Source organism: Kitasatospora sp. NPDC048239 (assembly GCF_043202015.1).
Classification (GTDB): domain Bacteria; phylum Actinomycetota; class Actinomycetes; order Streptomycetales; family Streptomycetaceae; genus Kitasatospora.
Genome location: NZ_JBICZP010000014.1, coordinates 222,755 through 236,959 on the forward strand (window position 1 = coordinate 222,755; position 14,205 = coordinate 236,959).

A 14,205-nucleotide genomic window follows, 5' to 3' on the forward strand; every position below is an offset into this window, starting at 1 on the left:
CGCCCGCCTACCCGGTCAGCCGGGAACCTCCACGTCCGAGAGCTTCAGCGTCACCTGGTGGCCGGGCGAGTCGACCTGCGCCTCGAAGACCAGCTCCACGTCCACGCGGACGGCCACCTTCGCCAGCTGCTGGTCCCAGCGGGGGTCGACGACGACCACCTCCAGGTCGGTCAGGCGCGGATCCGTCTTGAACATGAACCCTTCCAGGACGGCCACCGCGTGAACCCGCAGCGATCCCAGGGTGAGGCCGTGCTCGTAGGTCTCCACGGGGTGCCACTCGACCGACCCGAGACTCGGGTCGACGTGCGACAGTGAGGCGTAGGACACGGACGACATCAGCGGCACGTGTTCGTGAACGGCGTCCAGTGTCTGCCCGCCCGCGGTCGACCCGCCCGAGAACCGTCGGCAGGTGCGGGCCACGGCATTGCGCAGTGCACTGTCGAGGGACTCTTCCGGCTCGGGCTCCGGTTCGGCCACGAGGACCCGGAGCAGAATCCTGCAGGAGTGCCGTACGGAGCCTCGGGCCGGAATCACGCCGACGTTCGGGTGGATGTTGAACAACTCGCCGTTGGCGCGGCCCGAGCGGTCGAGCACGAAGGCGATCCGTAGCGGACGCCCGGGGCCCGGGTGCGCGGCCCACTCGGGTCGGCTCGGACTCCGGAGGGTCAGCGTGCGGATCTCGATCGGCACACGGTGACCGGTCGTGGCGAGCTTGCCGTACCAGTCCGCGACGAAGCCATCCGGGCCGGCGTCGGACAAGTTGGGCTCAAGGCGGATCGCGGGAGCGAGGAACGCGTCCAGATCGCGTCCGAGCTGCGCCCTGATCTGCGGCTCGGACAGACTGGACCGCCGTGCGGGGTACCCGTCGATGAAGCTGACGAGTGCCAGCAGGAGCGCGTGGAACTCGTCGTGGGACTCGCCCGGGTGGTAGTCGTCCAGACAGTCGTCCGCCAGGCGACACACCTCGTCGTAGATCGCCCGTACATGCCGTGGGCGGTGCTGGAGCACCTGGGCGTTGCGCATCAGGACGGGCGCGGGCTGCCCGGACTCCCCGGAGTGAACGGCCGTGACCCGCGACGGGGGGTGCGAGAGGAGCTCGGCGACGGCGGCCAGGTCGATCAGCTCCGGTCCGCCCGCCAAACCCGTCGAGGCCAGGCTTTCCAGGAGGGCGGCGAGCGGGAGGGAGCTGCCGCCCGGGTGCTCGTTCGACTGGGCGCCGAGGACGTGCACGCTCGAACCCGGGGCACCGGACCGGATGACCGCCGCGGCTTCGGAGGCCTCGGAGCACGGCTCCAGCAACAGCACGAGCTGTTTCGGCGCTCTGGCGTCGAACATCCTGGCCATACTGCGGAGCGGTAGTCGATCCTCGTGGCGGGAGTCGGATTCGTATCCGGCCAACAGCAGCTGGAGGTCCTCTTCCAGCGGGTCGCCCCGGCTGTGCCCGGCGAAGTACACCAGGACGGTGTCGTCCGCTCGGCTGCACAGGCTTCCCAGCGCGTCGAGTACGACGTTCGGGGTGGGGTCGTACAGGATCTGGCAGCGATCGGCGTCGAGGTTCCAGCTCGCGGGGGACGTGAGGAGGGAGTGCAGGTCGGCCACCGCCCGGTGGACATCGGGAAGCCGGGGCAGGGTCCCGTGGCGGGACACGCCGATGAGCAGCGCCGCGCTGCGCGCCGGGTCGGGGAACGCCGGCTCGGGGAGTGGCACGCCGGCTCCGCCGCCGCCGGCCGCCGCCCGTGGTCCGCGGCCGCCGTCCAGGACGGTCAGCAGCTCCTGCGAGGCCACCGCGAACGGTCGCAGCTCCGCCGGGAGGTCCGCGGTGTCCTCGACCGCGACCGCCGCCAGGGCCCGGCCGGGCCGGGGGCGGCGGGTGGCGATGTAGCGGGTCAGGGCGTCCTGGACGGTCCAGGCGTCGTGGCGGGTGAGCAGCGGGGCGAGTGCGGCGCGGGCGGCGCCGGTGTAGGTGAGCAGGGCGGGGCCGTCCTGCGGCGTCCGGATGTCGAGGAGGCCGCTGGTCATCAGCTCGGCGAGGTCGCTCACGCCGGCCTCCGGTACCGCCTCCTGCCGGATGAGCTGCAGCAGCGGGAGGCTGAGCCGGCTGAACGGGCTGCCCAGGGCGGCCAGCCGCTTGGCGGCGGGCGAGGCGGTGTGCAGGAAGGCCGCCGTGCGCCGGGAGTCGTCGGGCGGGGGCGCCGCGTGGGCGGCGAAGGGCGAGCTGAGGACGCCGGACTCGGGGACGAGGACGGCGTCGTGTCCGGCGGGCGCCCCGCGCATCACACCGGCCGCCCAGCGGCGCAGCGAGTGCGGGGTGAGGGAGACGGTCGGCAGCGCCACCCAGCCCCGATCGTCGCCGAACAGACCGCGCACCATCAGCGGGACGTCGAAGGAGAGCTCCGTGTTGTGGGCGGAGGGCGTGCGGTGGCGGACCCGGACGGCGGGCTGGTCGAGGGCGGTGGTGCCCCAGAGGCGGGCGGGCAGCGGGTTGAGCAGGACCACCGGGGTGGAGGCGCCCCAGCGGCGCAGCAGCTGCCACGGCTCGGGCCGCCGCCACCCGGGTGCGGCGCAGTCGGACAGGACGAGGACCAGGCGCCGGCCGCCGGGCGCGGTGACCCGCCCGCCGGCGACCGGCCGCCCGCGCGGGTCGGTGACGGCGGGCTCGGCTCCGACGGTCAGCCGCAGCGGCCGGATCCGGCGGAACGCCCCGAGGCCGGTGAGCAGGGCGGTGAACTCGGCGACGGTCTCCCGCCAGACCTCCATGGTCGGATGGGTGTCCACCAGGAGGACGACCTCGAACCACGGCTCCGGGGCGGGGCCGAGGACCGGTACGAGCTCGCCGCCGTTGGCGTACTCGCGCAGGGTCGCGTCGAGGTCCAGCGACCGCCGGGCGCCGCGCGGGTGGCGGCGCTTGAACGGGCGCAGGGCGCGGCCGAGTTCCAGGGCGTGCGGCAGCGACCGGCCGGCGGCCACCTCGACCGGGCGGCTGTCGGGCACCGCCCCGGTGGGCAGCGGCAGGTCCTCGAACAGCGGCACACCGCCGCCGGCCTGCGGCGTGCCGTCCGCCGCCTCGGGGACGGGCCGGGGCTCGGCGTCAGCCCTGGGGGCCGGTCCCCGAGGCGGGACGGCGGGCGCGCCGGGCGGGCGGGCGCCCGGCGACGGCTCCGGGCCGTCCCCGGCCGCGACCGGCGCGGCGGCCAGCCACAGTGCGTCCGCCAGCGCGGTCGCGTCGGTGTCCGGGGGAAGGAGGCTGCTGAGGGCCGCGACGAGCGCCGCGACGCCGCCCTGCTCACGCACCGGAGAGGTCCCGCAGCATCAGTTCGAGCAGCCGCTCCCGCTGGGCGCCGGTCGGGGCCTGGTCGTCGGTCACCAGCCGGACGGCGTTCAGCAGCTGGTCCACCGCCAACTGCTCGCCCCGGCCGACCCGTTCGGCGAACGCGGTGATGAGCTCGGCGGCCGGCCCCAGCGCGTCCACCGCGGCCCCCAGGTGGGACTCGACCGCCCGGCGCAGCGTCTCCCGGGTCGGGGTCGGCATGTCGTAGCGGATGCAGCGGCGCAGGAACGGCGCGGGGAAGTCCCGCTCGCCGTTGCTGGTCATCACGATGAAGGGGAAGGTCGTGCACTGGACCTTGCCGTGCCTCACCAGGTGGGTGGCACGCCCCTCCCACTCGCGGACCAGCGCCTCCTGCCGGGGGTGGCGGACCAGTTCGGGGATCTCGAAGCGCCCGCTCTCCAGGACGTCGAGCAGGTCGGCGGGCAGGTCGATGTCACTCTTGTCGATCTCGTCGACGAGCAGCGCCCTGGGGCGCTCCGCGGGCATCAGCGCCGTTCCCAGCGGGCCCAGTTGGAGGAACGGGGCGATGTCGGCGCGGCCGGAGCGCCGGGCGGCGCGGCCGCTGCGGCCGGACCGCGGACCGGAGGGGGGCTGCTGGACCCGCAGGGCGTGGATGTGGCCGAGCGCGTCGTACCGGCAGAGCGCCTCCGGCAGGGTGCTGCGGGAGGTGATGTGCCAGCGCAGGGGCTCGCCGAGCTTCAGCTCCGCCGCGACCTGCTCGATCACGGTGGACTTGCCGGTGCCGGTGTTCCCCGTGATCAGCAGCGGGCGGTGCAGGTACAGGGCGGCGTTGACGGCGTCGGCCAGCCCCTCGGGCGGCAGAAAGGCCCGGTGCGCCCCGCCGCGGGTGAAGCTGCGCCACGGCGGCGGGGGAGCGAGGGTGACGTCGCGTGGCTCCCCGTCGCCGCGGTAGTAGGTGTTCCAGGACATCAGGTGCTCCTCGGGGCGGCGGGCGCGTGCTGGTCGTAGCGGGTGCAGAAGTCGAGCCAGTCGTGGTCGTGCCAGGCGGAGCGCAGGTCGGCCAGGCGGGTGAGGTGGCCGTCCGTCACCGGGTCCCGGTCGCTGCGGCCGTGCCAGCGGCGGCGGTAGGCGTCGCCGAGCCCCTCGGGCAGGCTCTCCCACAGGTGGGTGAGACAGGCCCGTCCCTCCTCGGCGAGGTCCGTGCCGTGGTCGGCGTCCGCGCACGGCCAGAACAGGATCGGGGTGTAGGGCAGGAAGGCGGTGACCAGGTCCTGGAGCTGGGGCGGGCGGCGGCCGATCCCGACCGCCCGCTGGTAGGCCCCGGAGAGCAGCGCCTCGGCCAGCTGCTCCGCCCCGGAGTCGGCGGGGTCCACCCAGTCCACGGGCGCGCACTGGTCGAGCGGCTGCTGTTCCATCTTCTCCAGCAGCGCGCGGGCGTGTTCGTTCATGCCGCGCAGCCGGGCCGGTACGACGAGCCGGCCCGCCCAGCGGAGCGTCACCGTGGCGTTGACACCGAGCCGCAGGATCCCGACCCTGGTCCGCTCCGGGTGCCAGTCCAGCAGGACGGGGGCCGCCGCCACGATGTCGACGTGCTGGACCAGGGAGCCGGGCGGCAGCAGGCGCTCCGCCCAGTCGACGACCTCGGGCAGCGCCTGCTCGACGCCGCTCTGGTCGGGCTGGCACGGGAAGTGGCGGTGGTGCAGGCAGTCCGGGCCGTCCCGCAGGCAGGCGGACAGCGAGTCGGGCCAGTCGACCTGGGCCGCGTGCAGGCTGACCACCAGCCGCAGGGCGCGCTCCCGCCGCTGCCGCCGGTACGTCTCGCGGACGGTGTTGAGGCCGATCGGGTCGCCCGTGTCGCGCGCCCAGCGCTGGACCCGGGCGTCCGACAGGTCGTAGTGGCAGGCCTCCGCCATCGCGACCACGTACCAGGCCAGGGCGAGGTGCGGTGAGCCGTCGGAGGCGCTCGGCGCGCGCAGGGCGGCGTGCTCCAGCAGGTGCTGCAGCAGCGGGCGGCCGGTCAGCGAGCCGGGCGGCCGGACCGGCGGGGTGCCGCCGGCGGCCCACTGGCGGTTGAACTCGGCGGCCAGGCGGCGCAGCAGCGGGGTGGTCAGGGCCGGGCCGGCCAGTTCGACCAGGAGGCCGCCGGTGTCCATTGCGGCGACCACACCGTCGGCCACCTCGCCGGCCCAGCGGGCGGCCGGCGGTGCGGTCGGGCCGCGGCCCTGCGCGGAGAGGCCGAGCAGCGCCTGCCTGGTCCAGCCGCCGGGCGCGGTCGGGCCGCCGAGTGCGGTCGGGCCGTCGGTCGGGTCGGCGGGCCGGGCGCGCAGGGCCCGCGCGAGGTCCTCGGCGCCGATCGAGCCGATGGCGGCCGAGGGCTTCCAGGCGTGGCGCCGGCGGTTCAGCGCCAGCCAGAGCGGACCGTCGGCGTCGGCGTCGCCGTCGTACCCGACGGCGTGGACGTCCTGGTCGGTCAGCTCCGGTGCGATCTTCAGCTTCAGGGCACCGGGGAGGAGGTAGTCGCCCTCGCCCGGCAGCCCCTCGCCTAACAGCGCGGTCAGCGTGCGGCTGAAGTCGAGCCGGAACGCCTCCTGCTGGACGCCGCTGGCCAGCAGGGCCGCCAGGCGCTTCCGCCCGTTCCGGAAGCCGCCGGCCAGGGCGGCGGTGCCGGGCACCCCGGTCGCGGCATGGCAGGTGTCGACCAGCGCGATGACGCCGGCCACGCCGGGGTGGTCGGTGGCCCGGTCGAGCAGGGCGGACACGTCGAGCGACCGGTCGGCCGCGTCGGGGAGGCTGTCGGCGGCCATGTACCAGAGCGGCCCGCCGCTCGCCGGGGTCTGGCCGTGGCCGAGGAGGGCCAGGACGAGCGTCGCGCCGGCCTCCCCGGCCGCGCGGACGGCGGCCAGGACGGCGTCCTCGGCCTCGCGCCAGGTGACCGTGCCCGACCGCAGGTGTGCGGGGTCGGCCACCGGGCTGGGCTCGCAGCCGCCGACACCGGGGTCGGTGAGCACGTCGAACAGCCGGTCGGCCACCGTCTCCAGGCCGTCCAGGTCCGGCATCGCCGCGCACTGGGTTGCTATCAGGAGGAGGTGGCGGGTCGGTGGCTGCCAGGCATCGCTCATGGCCGCGCGGCGGTCAGGGCCGCCAGGGCCGCCATCACCGGCCTCGCGACCTCCTTGCGCCGCAGGTACGTGGCGGCGTTGTGGGACCAGAGCGTGGCCGAGTCCAGCCGGTGCGGAGTCGGCCGGATCCCGGCGGAGTTCGGCGAGACGGCGTCGGCCAGCCTGCGCTTCGGCACCACGACGTCGTCGCCGTCCCGGAAGTCCGCCCAGGCGGTGACGGACTCCGGGGTGGCCGGCGGGCGCGGCCGCAGCAGCGGCCAGACCACGCCGCGGGTGGTGATCGGCGAGCCGACGGTCACGAACAGCTCCACCGGCCCGGGGTGTTCGGCCAGCGACTCCAGGGCGACCACGGTGCCCAGCGAGTGCGCCAGCACGATCGCGGGCCGCTCCGGGTCGAGGCAGTCGAGGACCCGCGCGCGGATCCGCTGGTCGAGGGTGCGCCCGGCGGCGTCCGGCTCGGCCCGCCGCAGGTAGCGGCCCGGCTGGGAGAGGATCCCGAGCAGCTCGACGCGGCTGAGCCGACGGGCGCCCCAGCTCAGCCCGGGGACGGCGGCGACGGCGGCCAGCATCCGGTTCAGGTGCCGTACCGCGTTCATCGCGCCCTGCGCCTGCTCGCCCGGCCGCAGTTGGGCGCGCACCCGGTCGAGTCCCCGGTTGCCGCGGTGCTCGGGCAGGGCCGCCAGTTCGTCCAGGAGCTCGGCCAGCAGGTCGAGCGTGAGCTGCGCCTGCTGCTCGTCCAACTCACCTGCTCCGCCGGCGCCCTGGGCCTGGCCCGTGGTGAAGAGGTCGCCGTAGTAGGCGAAGGAGGAGTCGGCGGACCAGTCCATGGTCAGCGCGGAGATCTCCGAGGCGTATCCGGCCTCCCGGGCCCCGTGCGCCAACGCCTGTTTCCACTCGGAGAGTTCCTGCCGAGGCTCGCGCGGGCCGCCGATGCCGTGCACGAAGACCAGCTGCGGCTTCACCCGGTCGGTCGCCATCGTTCCCATCCCCCGCCCCCGCCGAACGCGCTGTCCCACCCGCCCGCCGCACCGGGGCCGAGGCCGTTCCGGTCGGGGCGAATGCGGGACAGAACAGTACCAACACCGACCCGCGGGAGGTGACCTGATCGATCGAAGGCGAAAGGGAGCCCGAGGTCAGTCCCCGCGGAGGCGGGCGAAGGTCGCCGTCGGCGGGCGGCCGGTGAGGGTGACCTCGGCCCGCAGCGGGGCGGTCAGCGGGCGGAGGGTGCCGTGGTCGGGGTCGCGCACGGGCGGGGCGAGCAGGCCGGCCGCCGCCTCGGAGACCTGGCGGGCCTGCAGCGGCGTCAGCCGGGGGGAGGAGAGCAGGACCCGGCCGTCGTCGAGCTCCAGGACGAGCGCCTGGGGGCGGGCCGAAGTGCCGGTGAGGGCGCGGACGGTGGCGTCGACGGTGTCGCTGCGGCGGTACTTCACCCAGACCCGCCCGGCCCCCCGGGCCCGGTAGGCGGAGCCGGCGGCCTTGCAGACCAGGCCCTCGACGCCGGTGTCGGCCAGCTGCTCCATCCAGGTCAGCGCCTCCGCCCGGTCGGTGGTGGCCAGCACGGGCTGGATCGGCGGGGGGACGTCGGCGAGCGCGGCGAGCAGCAGCCGCCGGCGGTCGGTGAGCGGGAGGCGGCGGACGTCGCGGCCGCCGGGCAGGGCCAGGACGTCGAAGGCGATCAGCCCGAGCGCCACGTCCTCGGAGGTCCGGGCCTGGCGGGTGCGCAGCAGCTCCTCGAAGGCGAACCGCCCGCCGCGCCAGGCGACCAGCTCCGCGTCCAGGACCAGCCCGGCGGGCAGCCGGGCGACGGCGGCGGCGATCGACGGGAACTCGGGCGCGAGATCCCGCCCGGACCGGGACTGGAGGTACGGGGGGTGCTCGCCGCGTGCGAAGGCCAGGCAGCGGAAGCCGTCCAGCTTCAGTTCGTACTGGACGCCCGCCCCGCCCAGCCCGTCCGCCGGGGGGACGGCCGGGACGGCGGCGGGCCGCATCACCTCCACGGGCGGCGCCAGTGGCGCAGCGGCGGGCGGTGCGGTCACGGCGGGTGGTGCGGTCACGGCGCTCGGGGCTGCCGGCAGCGGGCGGGCGCGGGCCGGGTCCAGCAGCGGCGCGAGCAGATCACCCTGCTCCGCCAGCCGGCCCGGCACCTCGGCGATGGTGAACACCAGGTCCTCCGCCGACTCCGCCGCCGCCAGCTCCGCCCAGGACACCGGCGTGGAGACGGTCGGACGCGCCCGGGCCCGGACGGTGTACGGCGCGGCGGTGGTCTTCTTGGCGGCGTTCTGCGACCAGTCCACCAGCACCCGCCCGGTGCGCCGCGCCTTCGCCATGGTGTGCACGACCAGCTCCGGGTGCTCCGCCTCCAGCGCGGCCGCCAGCGCCTTCGCGTAGGCGGAGACCCGCGCACTCGGTGTCGGCTCCAGCGGCGCCAGCAGGTGCAGGCCCTTGGAGCCCGAGGTCTTCACCCAGGCCTCCAGTCCGTCCGCCGCCAGGCGCTCCCGCAGCAGCCCGGCCACCGTGCGGCAGGTGAGCACGGACGCCCCCTCGCCGGGATCGAGGTCCAGCACCAGCCGGTCGGCGCGGCCGGGCGCGGCGGCGTGCCACTGCGGCACGTGCAGTTCGAGGCAGCCCAGATTGGCCGCCCAGAGCAGCGCGGCGCCGTCGTCGAGCACCACCTGGCGGAGCTCGCCGCTGTTGCTCGGCACCTCGACCGTGCGCACCCAGCGCGGTGTCCCGGCGGGCGGGTTCTTGGCGATGAACATCTCGCCCTCGACCCCCTCCGGGCAGCGCAGGAAGGAGACCGGGCGGTCGGCGAGGTGGGGCAGCAGCGCGGTGTGGACGGCGGCGTAGTAGCGCAGCACCTCGCCCTTGAGCGTGCCCGTCTGCGGGAAGTACACCTTGTCGAGGTGCGACAGGGCGAGGGTGCGCCCGTCCACGAGCATCTGCGGCATAGCGGCCTCCCGTGGACCAGTCTGCCCGGGCCGCGGCCGCGGGGCGCGCTCGGCGGGAACCGCCGACCGGGCCCCGGTGCGAGCAGGTCCCGGTGCGAGCAGGGCCCGGACCGTCCGGATCAGCCCGGCCGGGCCGTCCCGCGGGACGGCCCCGGGGCCGTCGGGGGCTTAGGGGCCGCCGGACGGGCCACCAGGGCGTGGGCGTCCGCCACCAGGTCCTCCACCCGCTCCCAGCCGACCGGCCCCGCATCGAGGCGGACCCCGATCCAGCCCCGGTGGCCGACGTACGGCGGGCGGAAGAACAGCTCGGGCTCCCGCGCCGTCAGGAACTCCTGCGCGCCGGCCGCGGCCGGGCACCAGAACGCCAGGCGGTCGTCGTGGTGGTGGTCGGCGAGCATCACGAAGACCCGGGCGCGTGTGCCGGTGCCCGCGAACCAGGTCGGCTCGCCGTGGCTGACCCGCTCGGACACCTCCGGGAGCGCCAGGCAGATCGCCCGCAGCCGTTCCACCGGGTCGGCCGAGGCGGCCGGGCCGGTGGCGCCGGCCGGGTCCGCGCCGTGGGCCGCGCGGGCCACGGCGGCCTCAGCCCGCCGCGGGGCGCGGGGCGCCCCGGTAGGTGCCGAAGTACCAGCGGTTGCCCTCCGGGTCCGCGGCGGCGAAATCCCGCGACCCGTAGTCGGTCACCTGCAGGTCGGAGGTGATCCGTGCCCCGGCGGCGACGGCACGGGCGTGCACCGCGTCCGGGCCCGCCGTCACCACGTAGGCGGTGAAGCCGCCCGGCCGCCCCGGCCACGGCTCGGCGCCCGCCGGATCCTCCCGGTCGGAGCCCAGCATCACGCCCCCGCCCTCGGGCCAGGCCAGCTCGGCATGGGCGACGAACTCGCCCTCGCCGTAGGCGACGACCTCGGTGAAGCCGAAGGCGTCCACCAGGAACCGGATCAGGGCCCGGGCATTACGCGCCCGCAGGCTGGGCCACACCTGCGGAGGCGGCGCGGCGCCGGAGTCCGTGCTGGTGTGCGCGTTGGTGTGCGCGCTGGAATCCGCGCCGCTGTCCGCGGCGGAGCGGGGCGTGGAGTTCGGTGCAGTGGCCATGGGAGCCGGCCTCCTCGAAGCGGGTTCACGCCCGGCCCTACCGCCGGAGCGCGTCACTGCTCCCACTCTGGCGCCGCCGGGCCCGCCCCGCCTTGGACGTTTCGGAACTTCGCTGTCTCCGGCCCCTCCGCGGCCAGCCACGCCGTCGGCGCACACCCCGCCAGGGAGCGGAACTCGCGTGCCAGGTGCGCCTGGTCGAAGTAGCCGCAGCGCACGGCCAGTTCGGCGAGGCGGGGCGGCGGCAGCGGCCCGGCGAGCAGGTGCCGGGCGCGGTCGAAGCGGATCACCCTGGCCGCGGCCTTCGGGGTGAGACCGATCTCGCGCCGGAAGCGCTCCTGGAGGTGGCGGGCGCTCCACCCGGTCTCCCGGGCCAGCTCCGCCACCGACAGCGCCCCGCCGCTGCGCCGCAGTGCCTGCCAGGCCCAGAGCACCTCGGCGGGCACCCGACCGGACGGGCGGGCCGCCCGCAGCAGCGCGCCGTCCAGTGCGGCGAACCGCTCGGGCCAGTCGGCGGCGCTGCGCAGTGCGTGCTGCAGCCGCTCGCCGACCGGTCCGAGGACGTCCCCGGCCGACAGGTCGATCCCGGCCAGCTCGCCGGCGGGTACCCCGAACAGCGCCCGCGCGGCCAGCGGGTGCACGGCGACCTGGACGCCCGACTGCCGGCCGTCGTGGGTGATCAGGGCGGGGGCGGTGTGCAGGCCGCCGAGGAGGGTGTCGTAGCGGTCCGGCGGCTGGGCCGGGTCGGGGTGTCCGGCCACGACGAGGGGCTCGTCGAGCGTGACGATGAAGGTCAGGTACGGCGACGGCAGGCCGCGGTGGACGGCGGGGGCGATCCCGCGCTGGCGGTAGCCGGAGTACCAGGCGACGTAGGGGCGCAGGGCGGTCGTCGGCCGGGCCCGCACAGCCTCGTCGACGACGCCGGCCGGGTCCGCGGTGGTGCTTCCCGGATCCGCAGTCACGCCCCCAGTATCGGCCGGACGCGGGCCCGCTGTCGGCCGGGTGCGGGCCGGTCGCGGACGGGGGACAGGCCGCCGGGCTCGCGGGCGGCCGCCGTGTTGCTTATGGTGATCGCACAGTTACGGCAAGAAGTCGGGGGAGATCTGAGGAGGAGTCCCAGTGACCACTGCCCGAGACATCATGCACACCGGTGCACAGTGCATCCGCGCCGACCAGAGCCTCGCCGAGGCCGCCAGGATGATGGCGGGGATGAACGTCGGCGCCCTGCCGATCTGCGGCGACGACCAGAAGCTCAAGGGCATCATCACGGACCGCGACATCGTGGTCCGATGTATCGCGGAGGGCAGGGACCCGGCGCAGATGAAGGCCATGGAGCTGGCCGGGCACCTGCACTGCGTGCGCGCCGAGGACGGCATGGACGCGGTGCTGAAGAAGATGGAGCAGCACCAGATCCGCCGGATCCCGGTGATCGAGGGCGAGAAGCTGGTCGGCATGATCAGCGAGGCGGACCTGGCGATGGGCCACCGCGACGGTCAGCGGCTCACCGACCAGCAGATCATCGAGTTCATGGACGGCGTCTACATGATGCGGTGACCGACGGCCGGTCCCGGGGCCCTCGTGCGGCACGCTGCCGCGCGAGGGCCCCTGTGCGCCGGCCGCCGGACCGCCCCCGGCCAGTCGGTCGGCCCCGCCGTCTCGTATGCTGAAAACCGGGTTCTTGGCATTCGAGATGGGGGCAGAATTCCGGTCATGGGAAAGACTTACGAAAGAATCGACGGCCGGCTGCGGAAGTTCATCGAGGGTCAGCCCGTCTACTTCGTGGCCACCGCACCTCTGGCGGCCGACGGGCATGTCAACGTCTCGCCCAAGGGGCGGTCCGGCACCTTCACCGTGATCGACGAACTCACCGTCGCCTACCTGGACTTCGGGGGCTCGACCGCCGAGACCATCGCCCATCTGCGGGAGAACGGCCGGATCACCCTGATGTGGTGCGCCTTCGACGGCCCGCCCACCGTGGTCCGGGTGCACGGGCGCGGCGAACCGGTGTTCCGGGACGACCCGCGGTTCGCCGGGCTCCTGGGCCGGTTCGAGCCGGGCGCTGACGGCTCCGCGCTGCGGGCCATCGTCCTGGTGAAGGCCGACCGGGTCAGCGACTCCTGTGGTTTCGCGGTGCCGTTCATGGACTACCGCGCCGACCGCGCCCTGCACGAGGAGTACTTCGACCGCAAGACGGACGAGGAGTTCGGCACCTACTGCGAGGGCAAGGAGCACGTCGCCACCAGCATCGACGGCCTGCCCGCCCTCCCGCTCCCGCTGCCGCCCCGGCCCGCCTGAGGCCCTGAACGCGCGCGCGGGACTGACGCACGTTCAGGGCTCACGCATGCTCAGGACGGCCGTGCGTTCAGGACCGCGGTGCGCTCAGGACGTCCGTGCGCGGTAGAGGTCGCGGAGCAGGGCTATCTCGGCGCCGTGGTGGAGGAGCTCCTGGTTGACCCACCAGACGATGTCGAGGAACGGGTTCTCCGAGTCGCTGCCGTACGGGTAGGTGCTGAGGCCGACGGTGTCGAGCGCCGCGTCGTCGGCCGCCAGCAGAGCCTCGCGCCAGGCCTCGGCGGCGGCGTCGAAGGCCGCGATCGCCGAGGCGGCGTCCCCGTTGGCGGGGTAGTCGTCGCGGGTCAGCTTGCGGTCGCCGACGGTGTACTCCGCACGCAGGGCCAGCTGTTCACCGAGGTGGCTGAGGCGCCAGGCGATGGTGGTGAGCGGCGCCGGCTCCGGGTGCGGCGGAGGAGTGGCATCGCGCCCCCAGTCGCCGGCGCCGACCAGGAGGGTGGCCTGCAGGCCCGGCCCGTCGGCGCGTCGGCGGACCGACCAGCAGCCCGGAACCGGCTCCCACAGGTACTCGTCGTCCGTCATGGCGCTGACCGCGACGTCCATGCCGTTCCCACTGTTCACGACCGGGCCGGTGAGGCGGTCGATGAGCCGCTTGCGGGCGAAGTCGTACTGCTCCAATAGCGGGACCAGGCGTGGCACTGTCGTCATCGAACGCTCCCGGGCGATGGTCGGTCGGGTGGATCTTCGTGTGCACCCTGCCACAGCAGGGAGCCCGGGTGCGAAGGGTTTTCCGCTGCCGACGCGGATCCGCCGCGTGGGGCCGGTTCGCCCAACGGTCAGGAGGCGGCGACGAGTCGGCGCCGGTACCGCACACCCGGCCGCCCGACCAGGGTGATGCTCTCGACCACCGTGAACCCGTTGCGTTCGAGCACCGCCCTGGACGCCGGATTGTCGAGGGTGGTGACCGCGACGAGTGAGCGCAGCGCGTACTCGGCCACCGCGATTCGGCAGGCCTCCCCGACCGCGGCCGTGGCGACCCCGCGGCCCGCGGCGCTTTCGCCGATCCGGTAGCCGAGTTCGGCGGAGCCGGCGCTGACATCCACCAGGTTGACGCGTCCGATCAGCTGTCCCCGGTCGTCGACGACGACGTGGAAGTGGCATGCCCCGGTGTCCTGTTCGGCGAGCAGGTCGCGGTGACGGGAGGCGAAGCCGGTGAAGTAGTCGTCCCCCCGGTCCGGCACGGACCGCGCGAAGTACGCCCGGTTCTCCTGTTCGAAGGCGAGCAGGGCGGGTGCGTGGTCGCTCCGGAGTCGCTCCAGTATCAACATGTCGATCAGCATAGGAAACGACAACGGTGCCTGATCGCCCCGGATATGCCGCGACGCCGCTGCTCCCTGCCCGGGTGTTCGGGTGGGTGCAGCGGCGTTGTCGTGTGGCGTGGGGTGGTGCGGGGTGTTACTTGGTGAGG

The 14,205-nt window shown here is 75.0% G+C and carries 12 protein-coding genes and 1 pseudogene; 2 read left to right on the forward strand and 11 right to left on the reverse strand.

Annotated elements, in window-relative coordinates; translation table 11 throughout:
* Nucleotides 1-15 precede the first annotated feature (15 nt).
* From ACGFZP_RS30945 to ACGFZP_RS30985, 9 genes and pseudogenes are all read right to left on the reverse strand, one after another.
* Nucleotides 16-3,291 (reverse strand): SAV_2336 N-terminal domain-related protein, encoded by a 3,276-nt coding sequence (locus ACGFZP_RS30945; RefSeq protein WP_392939327.1) that lies wholly within the window; start codon nt 3,289-3,291, stop codon nt 16-18.
* A complete protein-coding gene (locus ACGFZP_RS30950; RefSeq protein ID WP_392939329.1) occupies nt 3,284-4,258 on the reverse strand; it encodes an AAA family ATPase in 975 nt (324 codons plus the stop codon). The genes ACGFZP_RS30945 and ACGFZP_RS30950 overlap by 8 nt, the downstream gene beginning before the upstream one ends.
* Nucleotides 4,258-6,408, reverse strand: a complete 2,151-nt coding sequence (locus ACGFZP_RS30955) for a hypothetical protein (RefSeq protein ID WP_392939330.1) — start codon at nt 6,406-6,408, stop codon at nt 4,258-4,260. Before ACGFZP_RS30955 ends, ACGFZP_RS30950 begins: the two co-directional genes overlap by 1 nt.
* Complete coding sequence (locus tag ACGFZP_RS30960) at nt 6,405-7,385, reverse strand: alpha/beta hydrolase (RefSeq protein ID WP_392939331.1); 981 nt, start codon at nt 7,383-7,385, stop codon at nt 6,405-6,407. The genes ACGFZP_RS30955 and ACGFZP_RS30960 overlap by 4 nt, the downstream gene beginning before the upstream one ends.
* Nucleotides 7,386-7,541: 156 nt before the next feature.
* Entirely contained in the window at nt 7,542-8,396 is an 855-nt protein-coding gene (locus ACGFZP_RS30965; RefSeq protein ID WP_392939361.1) for a DNA ligase, read from the reverse strand.
* 81 nt (nt 8,397-8,477) lie between these two features.
* Nucleotides 8,478-9,356 (reverse strand): annotated as a pseudogene (ligD, locus tag ACGFZP_RS30970) (non-homologous end-joining DNA ligase); the annotation flags it as partial.
* 119 nt (nt 9,357-9,475) lie between these two features.
* Nucleotides 9,476-9,931 (reverse strand): MmcQ/YjbR family DNA-binding protein, encoded by a 456-nt coding sequence (locus ACGFZP_RS30975; protein WP_392939333.1) that lies wholly within the window; start codon nt 9,929-9,931, stop codon nt 9,476-9,478.
* 7 nt (nt 9,932-9,938) lie between these two features.
* Nucleotides 9,939-10,448: a VOC family protein gene (locus ACGFZP_RS30980; RefSeq protein ID WP_392939334.1), complete on the reverse strand. Its 510-nt coding sequence runs from the start codon at nt 10,446-10,448 to the stop codon at nt 9,939-9,941.
* A 53-nt stretch (nt 10,449-10,501) separates the two neighbouring features.
* Nucleotides 10,502-11,407, reverse strand: coding sequence for a helix-turn-helix domain-containing protein (locus ACGFZP_RS30985; RefSeq protein WP_392939336.1), 906 nt, complete (start codon nt 11,405-11,407; stop codon nt 10,502-10,504).
* A gap of 157 nt (nt 11,408-11,564) precedes the next feature.
* Here ACGFZP_RS30985 and ACGFZP_RS30990 point away from each other — a divergent pair, with 157 nt between their 5' ends.
* Together ACGFZP_RS30990 and ACGFZP_RS30995 are read left to right on the forward strand one after the other, a co-directional pair.
* Nucleotides 11,565-11,999 carry a CBS domain-containing protein gene (locus tag ACGFZP_RS30990; RefSeq protein ID WP_392939338.1) on the forward strand — a complete coding sequence of 145 codons (435 nt, stop codon included), beginning with the start codon at nt 11,565-11,567 and terminating at the stop codon, nt 11,997-11,999.
* 156 nt (nt 12,000-12,155) lie between these two features.
* Entirely contained in the window at nt 12,156-12,740 is a 585-nt protein-coding gene (locus ACGFZP_RS30995) for a pyridoxamine 5'-phosphate oxidase family protein (RefSeq protein ID WP_392939339.1), read from the forward strand.
* 84 nt (nt 12,741-12,824) lie between these two features.
* Here ACGFZP_RS30995 and ACGFZP_RS31000 read toward each other — a convergent pair whose 3' ends face one another.
* Complete coding sequence (locus tag ACGFZP_RS31000; protein ID WP_392939340.1) at nt 12,825-13,445, reverse strand: DinB family protein; 621 nt, start codon at nt 13,443-13,445, stop codon at nt 12,825-12,827.
* Nucleotides 13,446-13,573: 128 nt separating this feature from the next.
* Nucleotides 13,574-14,065 carry a GNAT family N-acetyltransferase gene (locus ACGFZP_RS31005; RefSeq protein ID WP_392939342.1) on the reverse strand — a complete coding sequence of 164 codons (492 nt, stop codon included), beginning with the start codon at nt 14,063-14,065 and terminating at the stop codon, nt 13,574-13,576.
* Between the last annotated feature and the right edge of the window lie 140 nt (nt 14,066-14,205).